The following is an 18,141-nucleotide window of genomic DNA, read 5'->3' on the forward strand; positions in this document are numbered from 1 at the left end:
AGTCATGACCCGCGCCGCGAAGGCCGTTTACGCCGTCCTGGCCACCCTCTTACTGGCCGCGCCGGCGCCGGCCGTCACCGCGTCGGCGAGTTCGGAGCCGAGCCGCGCCGAGGCCCGGGACCGTACCCTGGCTCCCGCCCCGACCCCCGAGGTGAGACCGACGCCCCGGGCGGCCGGCGTACGGGGCCTGGAAATAGCCGTCCCGGCCTACGTCTGGGCCGACGACCCGATGCTCGTCGATCTCACCGCCACCAGCCCGGCCGCTTCGGTCGTGGTCCTCAACCCGGGCAACGGCGACTCCCCGTTCGACGCCCGCTGGCGGGCCCGCGCCGACGTCCTGCGCACCGGTACCACCGCCACCGGCGAGAAGACCAAGGTGCTCGGCTACGTCCACACCGACCACGGCAACCGCGACATCGCCGCCGTGAAGGCCTCCGTGGACAATTACCTCAAGACTCCCGACGGCCTCCATGTGGACGGCATCTTCTTCGACGTGGTCAGCCGCGACTGCGGCCTGGCCAACGCCACCCGCGACCACTACGCGGAGCTGCGCCGCTACGTGCAGGACACCATGGAAGCCGTGGCCCCCGGCACGTCGGACCTGGTCGTCAACAACCCCGGTACGGCCATCGCCGACTGCTACCTGGAGCCCGGCCGCCGCACCGCCGACGTCTTCGTCACCTTCGAGGACACGTACGCGGCCCACACGGGCGCCGGCTGGCTCGGCGGCAACGTCTTCAACGCACTCACCGGCTACCGATCCGGCGCCGAACTCGACCCGAGCGGCACCGCGTTCTGGCACCTCGTACACGACGTCCCGGACGCCTCCGCGATGCGGGCGACGCTCCGCACGGCCTTCGAACGCGGCGCCGGCTACGCCTACGCCACCAGCGCGCAGATGCCGAACCCTTGGGACGCCCAGCCCGGTTGGAAGTACCGCGCCCAGACCTCGTACGCCTCAACCCTGGGCTGAGCCGCACTCCGTCCGTCCGACCGCGGTGATCTCGACGGTCCGGCCGTCGGGGTCCACGAGCCGGTGGCGCCCCGGGGCGAGCGACGGACGGGCCGCGGACGCGTCGACGGCCAGCCCCAGCCGCAAGGCGCCCGTGAGACGGTCGTCGCCGGCGGGATAGAGCTCGAGGACCATGCCGTCCGGGAGGACGGCCGCGTAGTGGTCCGGCCCGCGGCCGTGGCGTTCCGCGGTGAACGCCAGGCCGAGGTCCGCGTAGAACCGGCGGCACTCCTCCAACCGTGGCGTGTACAGCACCAGAAGAGAGACCCGGGCCGCGGACGCCCGTCCTTCACCGCCGGGGACGACGCTCTCCGCCGACGGGGCGGGCCGTACGGCCGGGGAATCCATGCGGCCCAGTCTAGGAGCCGGTCCGGGAGCCCGGTCTAGGAGCGGCTGAGGTCTTCGCGGCCGTCGTTCTCCGGGCGGCGGGTGAAGCGCCAGAGGACCTGTGCGACCCGGAGGAGGAACGCCGTCGCGGCCAGGGCGCCGCCCACCGTCGCCAGGGTTCGGTCGGCCGTGGGGGAGAGGTCGAAGGCCAGGACGGGCACGTACAGCGCCGCGAAGGCGAGTCCGGCCGCGAACAAGCCGCTGACGAAGGCGAACACGATCTCGACGGTGACCGCGTCCCGGTCGGCCTGACTACGTTGCTCCATGCCCGCAGTCTCGCCGCCCGAGCCGCTCCACGACAAGGGCGCCCGCGGTGTGCGCAGGGGTCAGATTCCGGCCGTGTCCACCCAGAGCCGGGCCAGTTCCGCGTCGCCGGTCACGCCCGGTCCGGTGAGCGGCTGCCGGTTCCACAGCGCCGAGTAGAGCCAGGACGCCTCGCCCGTCAGCGTGCAGTCGGCCTCCGTGCCGTCCGTGCCGTCTGCGGTCCCGCGTACCGTGCGCGCCGGCTCCTGCGACAGGTGTACGGTCCACACCGCGCCCGTGTCGGAGGCCCGTACCCGCATCACCCGCGGCTCCGCCGTCCGGACCCGGCTCTGCGGCCGCGCGTGGAACCCGGTCAGCAGCTCGTCCACCCCGTCCTCCGCGAAGCCGGGGTCCACCGCCCCGAAGGGCACGCCCAGCGCGGCTTCCGCGTCCATCCGGTGCACGGTGGTCTCGTGCGCCTGGCGCCGCGCCCAGAAGGCCAGCGGCGAAGGCGGCGCGGTCGGCAGGAAGGTCCAGCAGTGCGCGTCGGCCGATGTCCCGGAAAGGGTCCGCACCAGCGTCGAGTGGCCCTCGCGGAACCAGGCCAGCAGTTCCGCGCCCACCAGCTCCGGCGCATCCGGGAACGGCGCCCGCTCGGTCAGCCCCTGCGCCACGTACCCGGTGGCCCAGCGGTGCACGGAGCCCGTGTGGCGCAGCAGATCGGCGACCCGCCACTGCGGACAGGTGGGCACCAGGGCCTCCGTACCGGCCCGTTCGGCGACGTCGGCGAGCTGCTCGCCCTCGCGGGCCACGGTCTTCACATAGCTGATGATCTCCATGCCCGGAGTCTCGCAGCCGCCCGCGGGGCCGCACAACGATGGATGATGGAGGTCACGGAGGAGGTGGCGGAGCAGGTGGCGGAGGCCATGGAGCACCCGGACAGGGAGCACCCGGACGGCGAGCACCCGGACGGCGAGCTCTTCCCGCGCGAGCGGGCCGTGATCGTGCCCGGGGCCGTGCACGTGCCCGACTGGCTGGGGCCCGGGCGGCAGCGGGAGTTGGTGGAGGCCTGCCGGGGATGGGCCCGGCCGCCCGCCGGGCTGCGTACGGTGCGCACGCCGGGCGGAGGGACGATGAGCGCCCGGCAGGTGTGCCTGGGGCTGCACTGGTACCCGTACGGATACGCGCCCACCGCCGTGGACGGGGACGGCGCGCCGGTCAAGGCGATGCCCGACTGGCTCGCCCGGCTGGGACGCAGCGCCGTGGCCGCCGCGTACGGGCAGGCTCCCGATCCGGGCATCGCGTACGACATCGCCTTGGTCAACTTCTACGAGGGCGACTCCCGCATGGGCATGCACCGGGACGCCGAGGAGCGCTCGGAAGCCCCGGTGGTCTCGCTGAGCCTGGGTGATTCCTGCCTCTTTCGCTTCGGCAACACGGCCTCGCGCGGGCGTCCGTATCGGGACGTTGAGCTGCGCAGCGGGGATCTGTTCGTCTTCGGCGGGCCCGCCCGAAGGGCCTTTCACGGGGTGCCGAAAGTCCTGCCCGGCACCGCTCCGCCCGGCCTCGGGCTGACCGGGCGGCTGAACATCACGCTCCGGGTCGGCGGGCTCGGATAGCAGGCGGCGTCCTCGACCCTCCGATCATGCGAGGATCGCTGTCATGAACGGCAACGGGGCCCCGCGGCGCGTGGGGGATGTGACCACGGTGTCCGCTGGGACGGGCGGGGCGGACGGGGCGGGCAGGACGGACGGGGCCGGCACGGCCGAGGGATCCGACAGGGCTTCGGCCTCGACTTCGGCTTCGGGCTCCGCTTCGACCTCCGCTTCGACCTCCGCGTCCGCGGCAGCCGGCTCCGCACGGACCAAGCTGGAGCGGGGCCGTGGCGCGCTCGGCCCGGCGCTGGAGCTCGTCCACACCGGCCGGGCCCCGACCCGCGCGGTCCTGACGGCCGAGCTCGGTGTCACCCGCGCCACCGCCGGCGCCGTTGCCGCCGAGCTGGAGGCGCTCGGCCTGATCCGCGTGGACTCCCGCCCCGGCGGGGCCGGCGGAACCCAGGGCCGTCCCTCGCACCGGCTCTCCGTGGACGAGAACGGCCCGGTGGCCCTGGCCGCGCAGGTGCACTCGGACGGGTTCCGGGCCGCCCTGGTCGGGCTCGGCGGCCGGATCGTCGCCACGGCTCCCGGAAGGGTGCCCGTGTCGGCCGACCCCGCGCAGGTCCTCGGCGCGGTCGTCGAAGCCGGGGCCGCGCTGCTCGCGCAGACCGGCCGTCGCTGCATCGGCGCCGGCCTCGCGGTGCCCTCGGCGGTCGCGGAGCCGGAGGGCACGGCGCTGAACCCGCTGCACCTGGCCTGGCCCGCCGGTTCCCCCGTGCGGGCCATCTTCGCCGACTGCGTGAAGGAGGCCGGCATCGACGGCCCGGCGCTGACCGGCAACGACGTGAACCTCGCCGCGCTCGCCGAGCACCGGCACGGCGCCGGCCGCAGCGCGCAGCACCTGCTGTGCGTGGCCACCGGGCACCGCGGCGTCGGCGGGGCGCTCGTCCTGGACGGCCGTCTGCACAGCGGGAGTTCGGGCCTCGCCCTGGAGGTCGGCCACCTCACCGTGAACCCCGAGGGGCGCCCCTGCCACTGCGGCAGCCGCGGCTGCCTCGACGTGGAGGCAGACCCGCTGGCCTTCCTCACCGCCGCCGGGCGCATCCCGGGCCCCGAGGTGTCCCTGCTCCAGCAGGCCCGTGACCTGCTGCGCGAGGAGTCGACGGACCCGGGGGTGCGGGCCGCCACCGAGGAGCTCATCGACCGGCTCGGCCTGGGCCTCGCGGGCCTGGTCAACATCCTGAATCCGGACCGGATCATCCTGGGCGGACTCCACCGCGAGCTGCTCTACGCCGACCCCGAGCGGCTGCGCGCGGTGGTTGCGGACCGCAGCCTGTGGGGGCGCAGCGGCGGCGTGCCGATCCTGCCGTGCACGCTCGACCACAACAGCCTGGTCGGCGCCGCCGAGCTGGCGTGGCAGCCGGTGCTGGACGACCCCCTCGGGACCCTGGGCGCGGCGGCCTGACGGCTCGACGACCCCTCCTGGCGGCTGCGGCGGCCGGAGGTTACCCGGGCCGGGCGCCGACCGAGGCGGTCACCGACAGGCCGGCGGAGACCGGCTCGGGGGGTGCGGCGACAGGCGGGGCCGGCGCGGGGTCCCGTACGGGCTCCTTCTCGGCCCGGTGCGCCGGTTTCTCGGCCAGGAGCACCGGGCGGAGTTCCGGTGCGGCCGGGCCGGGGGCGGCGCGCAGGGAGAACCACACCACCTTTCCCGGGCAGTCCTCCTGCTGCCGGGCCCCCCACGCCTCGCTGAGGGCCTCCACGAGCGCGAGCCCGCGGCCGGAGGTCTCCAGGGCGTCGACCGGGGAACCGCCCGCGGGGCGGGCCTCGGCGGCTGCTGGATCCCCGGAGGCACCGCAGTGCCCGGAGTGCCGGAGCATCGGGAGGCGGGGGTCGCTGTCGTAGACGGAGACGGTCAGCCGGCCGAGGCGGAGCTCGATCTCGACGGTGCACGTCTTGTCCGGCTGCGCATGGCGGTGGACGTTGCTGAGCAGCTCCGTCACGCCGAGCGCGGCGCGGTCTATGAGCGGATCGAGCTGCCAGTGGCGCAGTTGCGCCGAAACGATTCTGCGGATCTGTCCGATCCGCAAGGGCAGGGCCTGCAGTTCGACGACGCAGTGCCTGCGGGAATGACTGATCACGGCTGCGACTCCCCGACATCAGTGTTACGGGTGCTGCACCCTCGGTGACGCCTCCCCAGGGTCACCCACTGTGGGCCGGTGTGCAACCGAACGCGATCGAAAGGGATCCGCATGGATACCCAAAGTGACCGTTTGTGCAGGTGAGGGGGGTACATTGCGAAAGCGGGCGGATGAAGGCGAAGAGGCGCCGGGCCGGCCGAGGACTCGGGACATCGGGAAGTACGAAGGAGCACGGCGCATGAGCACCACCGGGACGACCGCCACGACCATCGACGTCGACCGCAGCGACGCGGACTACCGCGCTTGGCTGAAAGAGGCCGTCCGCAAGGTGCAGGCGGACGCGAACCGCTCGGCCGACACCCACCTGCTGCGCTTCCCGCTCCCCGAGGCCTGGGGCATCGACCTGTACCTCAAGGACGAGTCCACCCACCCGACGGGCTCCCTCAAGCACCGCCTCGCCCGCTCCCTGTTCCTCTACGCCCTCTGCAACGGCTGGATCCGACCCGGCCGCCCCGTCATCGAGGCCTCGTCCGGTTCCACCGCCGTCTCGGAGGCGTACTTCGCCAAGCTGATCGGCGTCCCGTTCATCGCCGTCATGCCGCGGACGACGAGCCCCGAGAAGTGCCGGCTCATCGAGTTCCACGGCGGCGAATGTCACTTCGTCGACGACTCGATGAAGATGTACGAGGAGTCGGCCGAGCTCGCCGCCCGCACCGGCGGCCACTACATGGACCAGTTCACGTACGCGGAGCGGGCGACGGACTGGCGCGGCAACAACAACATCGCCGAATCGATGTACCAGCAGCTGCGGTTGGAGCGTTACCCGGAGCCCGCCTGGATCGTGGCCACGGCCGGCACCGGCGGCACCTCCGCGACGATCGCCCGCTACGTGCACTACATGCAGCACGACACCCGCATCTGCGTCCCGGACCCGGAGAACTCCTGCTTCTTCGACGGCTGGACCCGGAACGACCCGCACGCGACGAGCGATTGCGGCTCGCGCATCGAGGGCATCGGCCGGCCCCGGATGGAGCCGAGCTTCGTCCCCGGTGCCATCGACCGGATGATGCGGGTCCCGGACGCCGCGAGCGTCGCCGCGTGCCGTGCGCTGGAGCGGGTGATCGGCCGCAAGGCGGGCGGTTCCACCGGTACCGGAGTGTGGAGCGCGCTGAAGATCATCTCGGAGATGGTGGCGGAGGGCCGTACGGGCAGTGTCGTGACCCTGCTCTGCGACGGGGGCGAGCGCTACCTCGACAAGTACTACTCCGACGCGTGGCTGGCGGAGCAGGGGCTCGACATCACCCCGTACGCGCGGACCCTCGACACCATGCTGGAGACCGGCGTGTGGAGCGAGCCCGTCGGGTGAAACGTTTTCCCTGGCCGGTGCCGGGTCCGCTGGCTACGCTGTGCTGACTTTGGACGGGGTCTGGGTGGGGAGCCATGGCGGAGTTCACGGACGGCGACGGTAAGGGCGTACGCGGCCACGGCGGGGGCGGCCAAGGCGGGGGCGGCGAGGGCTCGTTGGCCTGTCCCCGGTGCGGCCGGGAGGACCAGGTGCTCGGCGTGTCCGCCGCGTACGTGCGGTCCAAGGCCAAGATGCGGGTGGAGCGCGGGGGCGGCGAGGACGACAGCGTCACGCTCCGCGAGGAGAACTCGGCGCTGGCCAAGGCCCTCGCCGTCGCCCCCGAAGAGCCGGACAACGGCACCGCGGGCTGCCTCGGGGTGCTGTCCCTCCTCGCCGCGGTCGGCGCCTTCGTCTGGGGTGCGATCGCGGGGAAGTGGTTCGAGGCCGGCGAGACCCCACGGCTCTACGGGACCGACGGCGGCGGCCCCTTCGAGGTCGGGCAGCCCGCGACCTATCTGGTCTGGATCGGTGCGGTCCTGCTGCTCGTGGGCATCCTCCTCATCGCCCTGTCGGGCCGGGCCGTACGGGCCTGGCGCCGCCGGACCGAACCGGGCCGGGTGGCCGCCGACCGCGTCTGGGCGGACGGCTGGTACTGCGGCCGCTGCGGAACGGTGCACTTCGCGGGCGAACGGGCCCTGACCCTCCAGGAGTTCCGGACCCGGGTCTGGTCGGCGGGCGGCTACGGGGACCTGGCCGTGCGGCATCCCGCGGTCTGAACCGTGGAACCGTGACGGGCCCGTGGCGATGACCCCGTAGGCGCGGCGGCATCGACTGCTTACGCTGTCCGGACTTCGATCACGGCGCGGCCTCGGGGGGAACCATGGCGGACATCGAGTACAACAGGCCGGAGCGGGACGGGCGGACGCGGGACCAGATCCCGTCGCCGCCGCCTTCGCCCTCCCCGGCGGCCGGCGCGGGCGGGGGAGCGGGCTCGCTCCCCGGGTGTCCCAACTGCGGCCGGGCCGACGAAGTCCGGGCGGTCCAGGCGGTGTTCCTGGACGGGCACCGGCACGTCAGCGAGGAGAGCGGCGCCGGGGTCCAGCGGCGGGCCATCACCAGGGAAACCGTCTCGCGCCTGGCCCGGGCACTGGCGCCGACCCCGCCCACACCGCGGATCCAGGGACGCAGCTGCCTGGGCGTGTTCCTCCTCATGGTGTCGATCGGCACCTTCTGGGTCGGCGCGCTGGCCGGGCACTGGTTCGACGGGAGCGCGGGGGAGGCCCGGCCCGAGTATCCGTACGCGGGGTGGGACGGGCCGGAGGCTTCCGGCCCGGAGGCCGGGCTCTACTTCCTCGGCGTGATCTCGGCGGTCGCGCTGCTGGCCGCGGTAGTCCTCTTCGTCAGGGCCTCCAGGGACGGACGGGAGTACCGCCGGCGGACAGGGGCGGGCCTTGCCGCCGCCGAGCAGCTCTGGATCCGGGGCTGGTACTGCGGGCGTTGCGCCAGGGTGCACTTCGAGGGCGAGTCCGCGGCCCTGACGCTGCAGGAGTTTCGTGTGCGCGTGTGGACGGCGGGAGGGTACGGGGACCTGGCCGAAACGCATCCCGCGGTCGAGCTGGTCATCGCCCGCCACCCCGAGGGCTCCTACTGATCCGTACCGGTGCGCCGCCGCGCCAGTCGCAGGTCCAGTGTGCGGACCGCCGAGCGGAACGAGTGGCCGAGTCCCGGTCGGGCTGCGGTGAGGGCGAAGCGCACGGCGGACGGGCCGTCCGCGGCGAAGGTCCACTGGACGTGGGTGCCGGAGCCGGAGGGGGTGAGACGCCACTCCTCCAGCAGGGCCCGTATGCCGGGGGCGTTGGTCTCGTCGACCCGGTACGCGTAGCGCCGCTCGGGATCCGCGGCCATGATCGTCTCCTGGAACCGGACCCCGCCGGCCAGTTTGACCTCGCGCCCGGCGCCGCCGTGCGTGGGCCGGGCCAGGGTGACGGCCCGGAACCAGCTCGGCCAGCCCTCGACCTCCTCGGCCAGTGCCCGGTACACCTCCTCGGGGGCCGCCGTGGTCCGGCCGGCGAAGACCAGGCGGGTGGGGGCGACCTCGATGAAGTCCAGTCCTACGGGGCGGAGTCGGCGGGCCATGGCGGCACTCCCTCGGTTCGGCGGACGGACGGTGGCATCCGGCGGGCTGTCACCTTAGCTGTCGGTCCGTCAGTTGTCCGCCGCGGGGTCGGCAGGCAGGCGTCGGCAGGCACGGGGTTGGGGTTGGGCGGCACGGGTCGGGGTTACCGGCACGAGTTGGCCGGCGCGGTGGCGAACCCGTTTCGCCGACCGGGTCCCGGCCGGGACAATGCCGCACATGCTTATCAGAGCAGCACACATCGACGAGCTGTCCCTCCTGCAGGACATCGAGCGGGCCTCCGGTGAATGCTTCCGGACCATCGGCATGCCGGAGATCGCCGACGACGAGCCGCTTCCGCTGGAGGATCTCCTCGGCTACCGGCGGGCCGGCCTGGCCTGGGTCGCGGCCGAAGGCGCCGGGACGGGCACCCCGGTCGGCCATCTCCTCGCCGACCGGGTCGACGGGAACCTCCACATCGAACAGGTGTCAGTGCATCCGCGCTGCGCTCACCGCCGCATCGGACGGTCCCTGCTGGAACACCTCGGGGAGCGGGCCCGCGCGGAAGGCGCCGCCGCACTGACCCTCACGACCTTCACCGACGTGCCGTGGAACGCCCCGTACTACGCCCGGTGCGGATTCCGGACCCTGGACGAGGGCGGCCTCGGGCCCGGCCTGCGCGACATCCGCGACCGTGAGGCCGTGCACGGGCTCGACCGCTGGCCCCGGGTGTGCATGCGCCGGGACCTGTAAGGGCTTCCGGGTCCAGATGCGGGGTCCCCGCGGTCAGAGGTCCGGGAGGTCCGCCGGGTACAGCAGGGTGAGGTCGTCCTTGCTCGGTTCCGACAGCTGCGCGACCCGCCCCGCGTGCCGCTCGACCATCGACTCGAAGGTCTGGCGGGCGGTGCGGCCGTTGCCGAAGGCGGGCCCCTTGGGCAGGTCGGTGAAGTACGTCAGCAGCGCGTCGGAGGTCTTCTCGCCGAGCAGGTACTCGTGCTCCTCGGCCTGCTGCTCCACGATCCGCAGCAGCTCCCCGGGCCCGTAGTCCCCGAAGGTGATGGTCCGGGAGAAGCGGGAGGCCACCCCCGGGTTCACGGTGAGGAAGCGGTCCATCTCCGCCGTGTACCCGGCGACGATCACCACCACCGCCTCCCGGTGGTCCTCCATCAGCTTCACCAGCGTGTCGATCGCCTCGCGCCCGAAGTCGCGGCCCGAATCCTCGGGCGCCAGCGCGTACGCCTCGTCGATGAACAGCACCCCGCCGCGCGCCCGGTCGAAGGCCTCCTGCGTGCGGATCGCGGTGGACCCGATGTGCTCGCCGACCAGGTCGACCCGGGACACCTCCACGAGGTGGCCGCGCTCCAGCACCCCGAGGGAGGCCAGGATCTCCCCGTACAACCGGGCCACGGTGGTCTTGCCGGTACCGGGGGAGCCGGTGAAGACCAGGTGGCGGCGGACCGAAGCGGCCTTGAGCCCCGCCAGCTGCCGGCGCCGGCCCACCTCGATCATGTCGGTGAGCGCGCGGACCTCGCGCTTGACGCTGTCCAGTCCCACGAGCGCGTCGAGGTGTCCCAGCACCTCGACCGAGCCACGGGCCGCGGGCTGCCCGGTCGAGCCGGAGTCGGTCTCGTCGGCCGGCCGCTGGGCCGGCACCCGCTCGGCCGTGCCCACCGCCACGGGGCCCGGCGCCGCGGACACCGTACGGATTCCCGTACGCTCCCCGGCCGCCGCCACGCCCGCACCCGACCCGGCGCCCGCGCCGGAGGCGGACCGGGCGGCGAGGCGGGGTCCGGACTCGTCGCTCGTGCAGTCCTCGGCGACCGGACCGTCCTCCGCGAACTCGTAGCCCCCGCGCGCGCAGCGCTCGGTGTGGCAGCGGTGCAGGGAGGTGCGGCAGCCGTCGATGACGTGGAAACCGAAGCCCGCGCTGCCCGTGACCCGGCACGCCGTGAAGGTGCCGCGCCCTCCGGCGGACACGTAGAAGCCGGCTTCGGCGGGGGAGGCGACCGTGCACCGCTCCAGCGTGGGATCCGCGCCCTTGGTGACGATCACGCCGGTCTGGACGGAGTCGATGGTGCAGTTGGCGAGGGTGCCGCCGCTGCCGTGGTCGCGGAACCAGGCCCCCGTCGCCGCCTCCCGGATCCGGCAGTCGTCCAGCTGGGCCGTCGCTCCGTCGCTCACCGAGACGGCAGTGTTGCGCACTTGGGAGATGTCGCTGTCCACGACGTCCACGCGCGAACCCCGGTCCAGGACGAACAGCGCGTCCGGTACGTCGTGCACCCGGCAGGAGTCCAGCGAGACCCCGGCTCCGTCGCTGATCCAGACGGCGGGATAGTCGCCGGTGCTGTCGTGGATCTCGCAGGAGTCGGCGACGACGCGGGTGCCCGGGTCCCACACCGACAGGCCGTTGCGGCCGAAACGGCGGACGCTGGTGCGGCTGAGCGTGAGCACCGAGCGAGAGCGCAGGTCCACCGCGTTCTCCGGGATGTCGTGGATGTCGCAGCCGGCGAGCGTGAGCACGGCGTCCGTGTCGAGGGTGACCCCGTCGGCCGAGGTGCGGTGGACCGCGCAGTCGGTGAGCACGGCCGTGGCCCGGGCGGCGATCTGCACGCCGGCGCCCTTGATCTCGTAGACCTCGCAGCCCAGCGCCTCCAGGCCCGAGCCGTCCCCGGTCACGGCGATGCCGGCGCCCGTGGCGTGGTGGATCCGGCAGCGCTCCAGCCGGGGGCGGCCACCGCCGCGCACGGAGACCCCGGCCTGGCCGGCGGCCACCACCTCGCAGTCGGCGAACACCCCGCCGCCGCCGTCCAGTACGGCGATCCCGATCCCGGCGGGATTCTCCACCGTGCAGCGCCGGACCAGCGGCCGCGCACCGCTCCCGCGGACCTCGATGCCGGCCGCCGACCGGGTGCTCACCCGCAGATCGGTGAGCTCGGGGGAGCCGTCCTCGACGAGGAGCGCGGGCGCCGTGGGGTCCTGGCCCTCCAGGTGGAGGTCCTGGATGACGGCCGAGGCGCGGACGGTCAGCGCGACCCCGTCGAGCGGTGCGATCCGCACCGAACCCAGCGAGCCCTCCGGGCCGCGCAGGGTCACCGCGTGGTGCAGCACCAGATTCTCCCGGTAGGTGCCCGGCGCGATGGACAGGACGTCGCCGTCGCCCGCCACGGCCAGCGCGGCGGTCAGCGTCGGATAATCACCGGAGCGGCGACGCCACCGCGAGGAACCGCCGTGCGTCACCTGGACCGTGCCCTGAGCCATGGTGCTGTCGTGCCCCCACCCTCGTGTTCCGTATGTCCGCCTGCTGGTCGGAGCTGCGGCTCCGGCGCTCCACCGTAGCGCGCGCGGGGCCGGTGAGTTGCCAGGTCAGCTGCCCGCATCCGCCCGGCCCCAGTCCGGCCCCGCCGCGGCCCACGCGCGGTCCAGCCGGATGTACCGCCGATGCATGAGCCTTCGTACGACCAGACGGCGAAGCGTCTCGACGAGCGCGGCGATGCCCAGGGCCGCCGCGAGCCCCGCCATGCCCGCGTGGAAACTGGCGGAGGAGGGGTCGAGGGGCTGTCCGACGAGCCGGCCGTGCGCATCGGTCCATATCCGGAAACGGTCGCCGGGATGCGGCGGTTCCTCCGCGGCCGGCACCGTCCCCTGGTGGTTGCTGCCGTCGGGCGCCGTCCACGACGCGACGATCTGCGTACGCTGCGGGGTCTGGCGCTGCGCCGCCGGATCGGTGGCCGCACCGAGGAGCGGATCCGGTGTCGGCCGGACCACCACCGCCGGTACGAGATGGCGCTCCTCGCGCTGTTCGCGCGCGGCCCGCTGCAGCGTGCCGTCCACCCGCAATCCGGCGGCCCAGCCGATGGCCGGAGCCACCAACAGGACGCACAGCAGCGCCGCGAAGGCCACCCAGGCCTCGAATAGATCCGTCTGGCGGCGCAGCGGATTGCGCCGCCAACGCCACACTCCCATTGCTGTCCGCACGGTCCGGCTCCCCCTACTTGTGCCAGTCTGCGCCTGCCTGCCGTCCCAGCCTCCCGCATGCCCCGGCCACCCGCATTCCGGGACGCGCGAGACGTGTGTCACCCGATCCGGTGCTCACGTCCCGCATGTTCCAACGGGCAGGCGGTGGCGGTTGGTTCCAGGGTGACGCGAGAGCCGCTCGAAGGTGTCATTCCGGGTGGTCTCACCGGCCCTCTGGCGGCTCGGGCCGGCAGCTCAGCCTGGCGGCTCAGCTCCTCCTGGTGGTTCGCCGGTCCCTGGTGGCTCGTCCGGCTGCGGGCGCCCTCACGCCAGGACGCGCACCTCGTCGCCGACCCGCAGCGTCCCCAGCCGCACCGGCACCAGCAGCCGTCCGAAGGCCAGCGACTTCCCGATCCGCCGGTGCCTGGCCAGGGTCTGGAGCGGCTCCTTGCCCCGGATCGCCGTCGTCTGGTCGGTGGTCGTCACGACACAGCGACCGCACTCGCGCGCCCCGCGGAAGACGGCGTCGCCGATCGCGACGCGCTCCCAGCCGTCCTCGGCCCACGCCTCCGCTCCGGACACCACCACGTTCGGGCGGAACCGGTTCATCGGGAGGGGGCCCTCATTCGGATGGCTTCCCGTGGCGATCAGCGCGTTGAGCGCGTCCAGCGAGGCGAGAGTGGTGATCAGCAGCGGATAACCGTCGGCCAGGCTCACGGTCTCGCCGGGCAGCGCGTACTGGGGATCGACCGGCCGGCGCACGGCCGGGTCGTCCAGGTGCACCAGGTGTGCCGGTACGCCCAGGTACGCGGTGAACCAGTCGGCGGCGGCTTGCGCCGCCTCCACGGTCTCGATCTTCTTGCCGAAGAGCATCACCGGCTCCAGCGGACCCCGCCCCGGGACCTCCACCGTCAGATCCGCCATGCCCGGCGCCGAAACCTCGAACCCGCCGCCCCCCAGCGGACGGGCTCGTGCCAAGGCCAGCCTCGGCTGCTGGCGTTGGGTGATGACCGTGCCCTCCTCGTCCACCACCGCCCACCTGCGGTCGCCGGACAGACCCCAGGGCTCCACGGCCACCTCGTCGGGTGTCGTCCCCGCCACCGATTTGACGGGATGGACGTGGAGCGCCTGAACACGCAGTTTCACCATGGGGAAATACTGCCAGCCGTCCTCACGGACTCCGCGGCGACCTCGTCGGAGAGGGCCGGCCGGCTGAGGCGGTCAGTAACCGCGTCCCTGCGGCTGGTACGGACGCCCGTACGGGTCCTCGAACGAGGCGGCCGGGACGGGTGCGGGCGGTGCCTGCATCGGACGCGGCGCGGCCGGGCGCATCGCCTCGTACCCGGTGCCCGTGGCGACCGGGCGGGGCTGCTGCGGCTGGGGCTGCGGAACGTAACCCGTGCGGGCCGCGAACGGCTGCGGCTGCTGCGGGACGTACGGCACCGGCGCCTGCTGGAGCGGCATCGGCATCGACATGGGCTGCGGCATCGGGGCCATCTGCTGCATCTGCTGCATGTGCGGCATCTGCTGGGGCGCGGCCTGCTGCTGGTACGGGTACCCGTACGCCGGTGCCTGTTGTTGTTGCGGGCGGGCGGGCGGCAGCGCGGCCGGCAGGGCGGGGAGCGCGGACGCGAGGGCCGGGAGGTACCCACCGCTCGAGTAGCCGGAACTCGGCGAGTCGTAGGCGGCGGGGACGCGGATCGGGGCGATCTGCGGGGTGCCGCGTTCGGCGACGAGGGAGTCGTAGATAGGGGTGTCCGGGAAGGAGGGCGCGGAGTAGTAACCGCCGCCATAAGTGGAGCGGGGGGAGGTCATGGACCTAAGTTAAGCCCACGACTTCACCGGGTCCATAGCGAGGTGCCGTCAACACCGCCCTGACCTGCATATTCGCAGGTCAGGGCCACAGCTTTCACTTCGCGTTCACGTGCACGATTTGGCCACTTCCGCCCCGTCTTGCTCCTACTCGTACTCACCGGTTGGGTGGTGCACGAATATGCCGCCGGCCTCGTGCTGACGGGACGTCACAACCCCGTGACCTCGGACGACGTGAAGTCGAAGGATGGAGTCCGGTTTCAGGCGTCGCTGGGGCGGGCATAGGTACGGCCCTTCCATGCCGCTCCGCGTCCGCGGTAGTGCTGCACGGCCGAGTCGACGGTCATCAGGAGGTAGAGCAGCGCGGTGAGCGGGAGCAGCGGTGCGAGGGCCGCCGGCTGGCGGTAGTAGCGCAGCATCGGCAGGTACGTGCCGGCCATCAGCAGCCAGGCCAGGCCGCCGGCCCAGGCGACGGCGGGCCGGCCGGCGGCGAGGCCCGCGAGGAGTGCGGCCGGCGGCACGAGGTAGACCAGGACCAGCCCGGCCACCGTCCCGGCCAGGAGCGCGGGGTGGTGGCGCAGTTGCGCGTAGGCGCTGCGGGAGACCATCCGCCACAGGTCCGCGAGGGAGCTGTACGGGCGCACGCTGTCCACCCGCTCCGCAAGGCCGAGCCAGATCCGCCCGCCGCTGCGCTGGACCGCCCGGGCGAGCGAGACGTCGTCGATGACGGCCTGCCGGATCGACTCCGGGACCCCGGCCCGCACGGCCGCCTCGGTGCGCAGCAGGACGCACCCGCCGGCGGCGGCCGCGGTGCGGGCGGCGGGGCGGTTGATCCAGCGGAAGGGGTAGAGCTGGGCGAAGAAGTACACGAAGGCAGGAACGATCAGCCGCTCCCAGACGCTGACGGCGCGCAGCCGGGCCATCTGGGAGACCAGGTCGAGGTCGGCCGCCGTCGCGGCGCAGACCAGCTCGCGCAGGCTGTCGGGTGCGTGGGCGATGTCGGCGTCGGTGAGGAGGAGGTAGTCGGGGACGGGGCCCGCGCCCGAGCGGGCGTGGGTGATGCCGTGTCGCAGTGCCCAGAGCTTGCCGGTCCAGCCGGCGCCGGGTTCACCGGGGGAGAGGACCGTCAGGGGCAGCCCGCCGGGGTGGGCGTCGGCGAGCCGCCGGGCGAGGTCGGCCGTGCCGTCCGTACTGCCGTCGTCGACCAGGACGACCTCGGCCTCGCCGGGATAGTCCTGCACGAGGAGCGAGGGCAGGCTGTGCGGCAGCACCTCGGCCTCGTCCCTGGCCGGGACCACGATCGCGACGGACGGCCAGCGGGCGGGGGCGTGCCGGGGAGGCAGGCGCGTATCGGTCCGCCAGAACATGCCTTGGCCGAGGGTGAGCCAGAACCAGACGGCGAGCGAGGCACACGCGGCGACGAGGAGGTAACCCATCCCGGCAGTCTGCCGGGAGCGGCACCGCGGAGGGTGCCGGGACACCGGGGTTCGGCGGTCCGGGTCGGGACGGGGGCACGGGTGCAGCTGCACCGGCAGGCCCTGGGCGGAAGCGCGGCCGTCCGGGGCCGCCTCCTCGTAGGGTCCGGGGTCGGTCGGGGCCGGTGTTCCTTCGCGGTCGGTGTGGTGTGGTGCAGTGGCGGCCCGGACGGAGTGGCGGGCCCGTTGCCCCGGGTGGGGTGGGGGGATCGATTAAGGTGACCAAGTGAAGATCGCCCTCATGGACTCCGGTATCGGCCTCCTCGCGGCGGCCGCCGCGCTGCGGCGGCTTCGGCCGGACGCGGAGCTGGTGCTGTCCAGCGACCCCGACGGGATGCCCTGGGGTCCCAGGACTCCGGAGGACCTCACCGGGCGGGCCCTAGCCGTCGCGCGGGCCGCCGCCGCGCACCGGCCGGACGCGCTGATCGTCGCCTGCAACACCGCTTCCGTACACGCCCTGCCCGCGCTGCGCGCCGAGCTGGAGCCGTCGATCCCGGTCATCGGGACCGTACCGGCGATCAAGCCCGCCGCGGCCGCCGGAGGGCGCGTGGCCATCTGGGCCACCCCCGCCACCACCGGCAGCCCCTACCAGCGCGGCTTGATCCGCGACTTCGCCGACGGGGCGCGCGTCACCGAGGTGCCCTGCCCGGGGCTGGCCGACGCCGTCGAGGCCGGCGACGAGGCCGCCGTCGTACGGACCGTCGCCGCGGCCGCCGCGCTGACCCCGGCCGACGTCACCGACGTGGTGCTCGGCTGCACCCACTACGAGCTGGTCGAGGCCCCCATCCGGGCCGCGCTCGACCGGCGCACCGGCGGCGGCGCGTACGTCTTCCACGGCTCCGCCGAGCCCGTCGCCGTCCAGGCCCTGCGCCGGCTCGGCGCCCGCCCGGAGCCCGGCCTGCCGTACACCGGCAGCCTGACCGTCCTGCTCAGCGGCCGCCCCGGAACGCTCCCCGAGGCCGCCCTCGAGTACGCCGAGGGCCGTCTGCTGACCGGGCGGAGCGCCGGCGTGGGCCAAGTGGCCGGGGGATCCGTCTCGGGCTGACCCCCGAGTGCGCGGTCAGCTGAACGCGCGGCGGTAGGCGTGGGGGCTGACCCCGGTGGTGCGCTTGAAGCGGTCGCGGAAGGCGGTGGGCGAACCGAAGCCGACCTGGGTGCCGATGCGTTCGACGGAGTGCTGCGTGGTCTCCAGGAGGTGCTGCGCCCGGCGGATGCGGGCGCGGTGGAGCCACTGGAGCGGGGTGGTACCGGTCTGTTCGCGGAAGTGACGGATCAGCGTCCGCGTGCTGGTGCCGGCGCGGGCGGCGATGTCGGCGAGCGTGAGGTCGGAGGCCAGGTTCGCCTGCAGCCAGGAGAGCAGCGGTTCCAGCACGGAACCCCGCGGGGTGGGCACGTGGTCGTGCACGATGAACTGCGCCTGCCCGCCCTCCCGCTCCAGGGGCATGACGGACAGCCGGGCCGCGTCGGCGGCGACCGCCGAGCCGTAGTCCTTGCGGATCATGTGCAGGCACAGGTCCAGGCCCGCGGCGGCGCCGGCCGAGGTGAGGATCCGGCCATTGTCGACGTACAAGACGTCCGGGTCGACCTCGACGTCCGGGTAGGTGGCCGCGAGGAGATCGGCCGCCATCCAATGGGTCGTCGCCCGCAGGCCGTTCAGGAGCCCGGTGGCGGCCAGCGGGAACGTCCCCGAGCAGATGGAGGCGATGCGCGTGCCCTGTTCGGCCGCCGTCAGCAGCGCGGCACGGACGGCGGGGGAGAGCGGGGCCGTGGGTACGTCGGTACCGGGCACGATGATCGTGTCCGCGCCCTGGAGTCCCTCCAGCCCCCACGGTGCGCGCAGGCTGAAGGAACCCGCGTCGACCTCCGGCTGCTCCGCGCACACCCGGATCTGGTAGCCCGCGCGGCCGTCCGGCAGGCGGGTACGGGTGAAGACCTCGATCGGGGTGGCCAGATCGAAGGGGATCACCCGGTCCAGGGCGAGGACGGCGACAGTGTGCATGGCCAGAACATACCCGGTCGCAGGGCCTGGCTGGATGGGTCTGGCGATCCTCGGACCGCATCTTC

19 protein-coding genes are annotated in these 18,141 nt (G+C 73.6%); 8 read left to right on the top strand and 11 right to left on the bottom strand.

What is annotated here, in order from left to right:
- Positions 1 to 4 precede the first annotated feature (4 nt).
- Positions 5 to 973, top strand: a complete 969-nt coding sequence (locus tag ACFVX6_RS02470) for a spherulation-specific family 4 protein (RefSeq protein ID WP_389687135.1) — start codon at positions 5 to 7, stop codon at positions 971 to 973.
- On the opposite strand, the gene ACFVX6_RS02475 is transcribed toward ACFVX6_RS02470, so the two are convergent.
- From ACFVX6_RS02475 to ACFVX6_RS02485, 3 genes are read right to left on the bottom strand one after another with little or no spacing between them, the layout of a single operon-like run.
- A complete protein-coding gene (locus ACFVX6_RS02475) occupies positions 959 to 1,360 on the bottom strand; it encodes a glyoxalase/bleomycin resistance/dioxygenase family protein (protein WP_389687137.1) in 402 nt (133 codons plus the stop codon). The genes ACFVX6_RS02470 and ACFVX6_RS02475 overlap by 15 nt on opposite strands.
- 35 nt (positions 1,361 to 1,395) lie before the next feature.
- Positions 1,396 to 1,665, bottom strand: a complete 270-nt coding sequence (locus ACFVX6_RS02480) for a DUF6332 family protein (protein ID WP_389687139.1) — start codon at positions 1,663 to 1,665, stop codon at positions 1,396 to 1,398.
- 60 nt (positions 1,666 to 1,725) lie between these two features.
- A complete protein-coding gene (locus ACFVX6_RS02485) occupies positions 1,726 to 2,481 on the bottom strand; it encodes a maleylpyruvate isomerase family mycothiol-dependent enzyme (protein WP_389687141.1) in 756 nt (251 codons plus the stop codon).
- 87 nt (positions 2,482 to 2,568) lie between these two features.
- On the opposite strand from ACFVX6_RS02485, the gene ACFVX6_RS02490 reads away from it, so the two are divergent.
- Positions 2,569 to 3,261, top strand: coding sequence for an alpha-ketoglutarate-dependent dioxygenase AlkB family protein (locus ACFVX6_RS02490; protein WP_389687231.1), 693 nt, complete (start codon positions 2,569 to 2,571; stop codon positions 3,259 to 3,261).
- Positions 3,262 to 3,304: 43 nt separating this feature from the next.
- Positions 3,305 to 4,702: an ROK family protein gene (locus ACFVX6_RS02495; RefSeq protein ID WP_389687143.1), complete on the top strand. Its 1,398-nt coding sequence runs from the start codon at positions 3,305 to 3,307 to the stop codon at positions 4,700 to 4,702.
- A gap of 40 nt (positions 4,703 to 4,742) precedes the next feature.
- Here ACFVX6_RS02495 and ACFVX6_RS02500 read toward each other — a convergent pair whose 3' ends face one another.
- Positions 4,743 to 5,378, bottom strand: coding sequence for an ATP-binding protein (locus ACFVX6_RS02500; protein WP_389687145.1), 636 nt, complete (start codon positions 5,376 to 5,378; stop codon positions 4,743 to 4,745).
- A gap of 238 nt (positions 5,379 to 5,616) precedes the next feature.
- On the opposite strand from ACFVX6_RS02500, the gene ACFVX6_RS02505 reads away from it, so the two are divergent.
- The 3 genes from ACFVX6_RS02505 to ACFVX6_RS02515 all read left to right on the top strand — a co-directional run bounded on the left by ACFVX6_RS02505 (position 5,617) and on the right by ACFVX6_RS02515 (position 8,374).
- Positions 5,617 to 6,744, top strand: coding sequence for a PLP-dependent cysteine synthase family protein (locus ACFVX6_RS02505; RefSeq protein ID WP_389687147.1), 1,128 nt, complete (start codon positions 5,617 to 5,619; stop codon positions 6,742 to 6,744).
- A gap of 74 nt (positions 6,745 to 6,818) precedes the next feature.
- Entirely contained in the window at positions 6,819 to 7,499 is a 681-nt protein-coding gene (locus tag ACFVX6_RS02510) for a hypothetical protein (RefSeq protein WP_389687149.1), read from the top strand.
- Positions 7,500 to 7,603: 104 nt separating this feature from the next.
- Positions 7,604 to 8,374, top strand: a complete 771-nt coding sequence (locus ACFVX6_RS02515; protein ID WP_389687151.1) for a hypothetical protein — start codon at positions 7,604 to 7,606, stop codon at positions 8,372 to 8,374.
- On the opposite strand, the gene ACFVX6_RS02520 is transcribed toward ACFVX6_RS02515, so the two are convergent.
- A complete protein-coding gene (locus ACFVX6_RS02520) occupies positions 8,368 to 8,859 on the bottom strand; it encodes an SRPBCC family protein (protein ID WP_389687153.1) in 492 nt (163 codons plus the stop codon). The two genes, ACFVX6_RS02515 and ACFVX6_RS02520, sit on opposite strands and share 7 nt — an antisense overlap.
- Before the next feature lie 217 nt (positions 8,860 to 9,076).
- On the opposite strand from ACFVX6_RS02520, the gene ACFVX6_RS02525 reads away from it, so the two are divergent.
- Entirely contained in the window at positions 9,077 to 9,589 is a 513-nt protein-coding gene (locus tag ACFVX6_RS02525; protein ID WP_389687155.1) for a GNAT family N-acetyltransferase, read from the top strand.
- 33 nt (positions 9,590 to 9,622) lie between these two features.
- On the opposite strand, the gene ACFVX6_RS02530 is transcribed toward ACFVX6_RS02525, so the two are convergent.
- From ACFVX6_RS02530 to ACFVX6_RS02550, 5 genes are all read right to left on the bottom strand, one after another.
- On the bottom strand, positions 9,623 to 12,094 hold the full coding sequence (locus ACFVX6_RS02530) for a right-handed parallel beta-helix repeat-containing protein (protein ID WP_389687157.1): 2,472 nt from the start codon (positions 12,092 to 12,094) through the stop codon (positions 9,623 to 9,625).
- 105 nt (positions 12,095 to 12,199) lie between these two features.
- Positions 12,200 to 12,811 (bottom strand): hypothetical protein, encoded by a 612-nt coding sequence (locus ACFVX6_RS02535; RefSeq protein ID WP_389687159.1) that lies wholly within the window; start codon positions 12,809 to 12,811, stop codon positions 12,200 to 12,202.
- A gap of 303 nt (positions 12,812 to 13,114) precedes the next feature.
- On the bottom strand, positions 13,115 to 13,939 hold the full coding sequence (locus tag ACFVX6_RS02540) for an MOSC domain-containing protein (protein WP_389687161.1): 825 nt from the start codon (positions 13,937 to 13,939) through the stop codon (positions 13,115 to 13,117).
- Positions 13,940 to 14,011: 72 nt separating this feature from the next.
- A complete protein-coding gene (locus ACFVX6_RS02545; RefSeq protein ID WP_389687163.1) occupies positions 14,012 to 14,605 on the bottom strand; it encodes a DUF6643 family protein in 594 nt (197 codons plus the stop codon).
- Positions 14,606 to 14,862: 257 nt separating this feature from the next.
- On the bottom strand, positions 14,863 to 16,038 hold the full coding sequence (locus ACFVX6_RS02550; protein WP_389687165.1) for a glycosyltransferase: 1,176 nt from the start codon (positions 16,036 to 16,038) through the stop codon (positions 14,863 to 14,865).
- Positions 16,039 to 16,303: 265 nt separating this feature from the next.
- On the opposite strand from ACFVX6_RS02550, the gene ACFVX6_RS02555 reads away from it, so the two are divergent.
- The gene (locus ACFVX6_RS02555; protein WP_389687167.1) at positions 16,304 to 17,122 is read left to right on the top strand and encodes a glutamate racemase; all 819 of its coding nucleotides are present in this window, start codon (positions 16,304 to 16,306) and stop codon (positions 17,120 to 17,122) included.
- Positions 17,123 to 17,137: 15 nt separating this feature from the next.
- On the opposite strand, the gene ACFVX6_RS02560 is transcribed toward ACFVX6_RS02555, so the two are convergent.
- Positions 17,138 to 18,076, bottom strand: coding sequence for a GlxA family transcriptional regulator (locus ACFVX6_RS02560; protein WP_389687169.1), 939 nt, complete (start codon positions 18,074 to 18,076; stop codon positions 17,138 to 17,140).
- Between the last annotated feature and the right edge of the window lie 65 nt (positions 18,077 to 18,141).

Origin of the sequence: Streptomyces sp. NPDC058289, assembly GCF_042880975.1 — a bacterium.
In the GTDB taxonomy this organism is placed as follows: domain Bacteria; phylum Actinomycetota; class Actinomycetes; order Streptomycetales; family Streptomycetaceae; genus Streptomyces; species Streptomyces stoeckheimensis.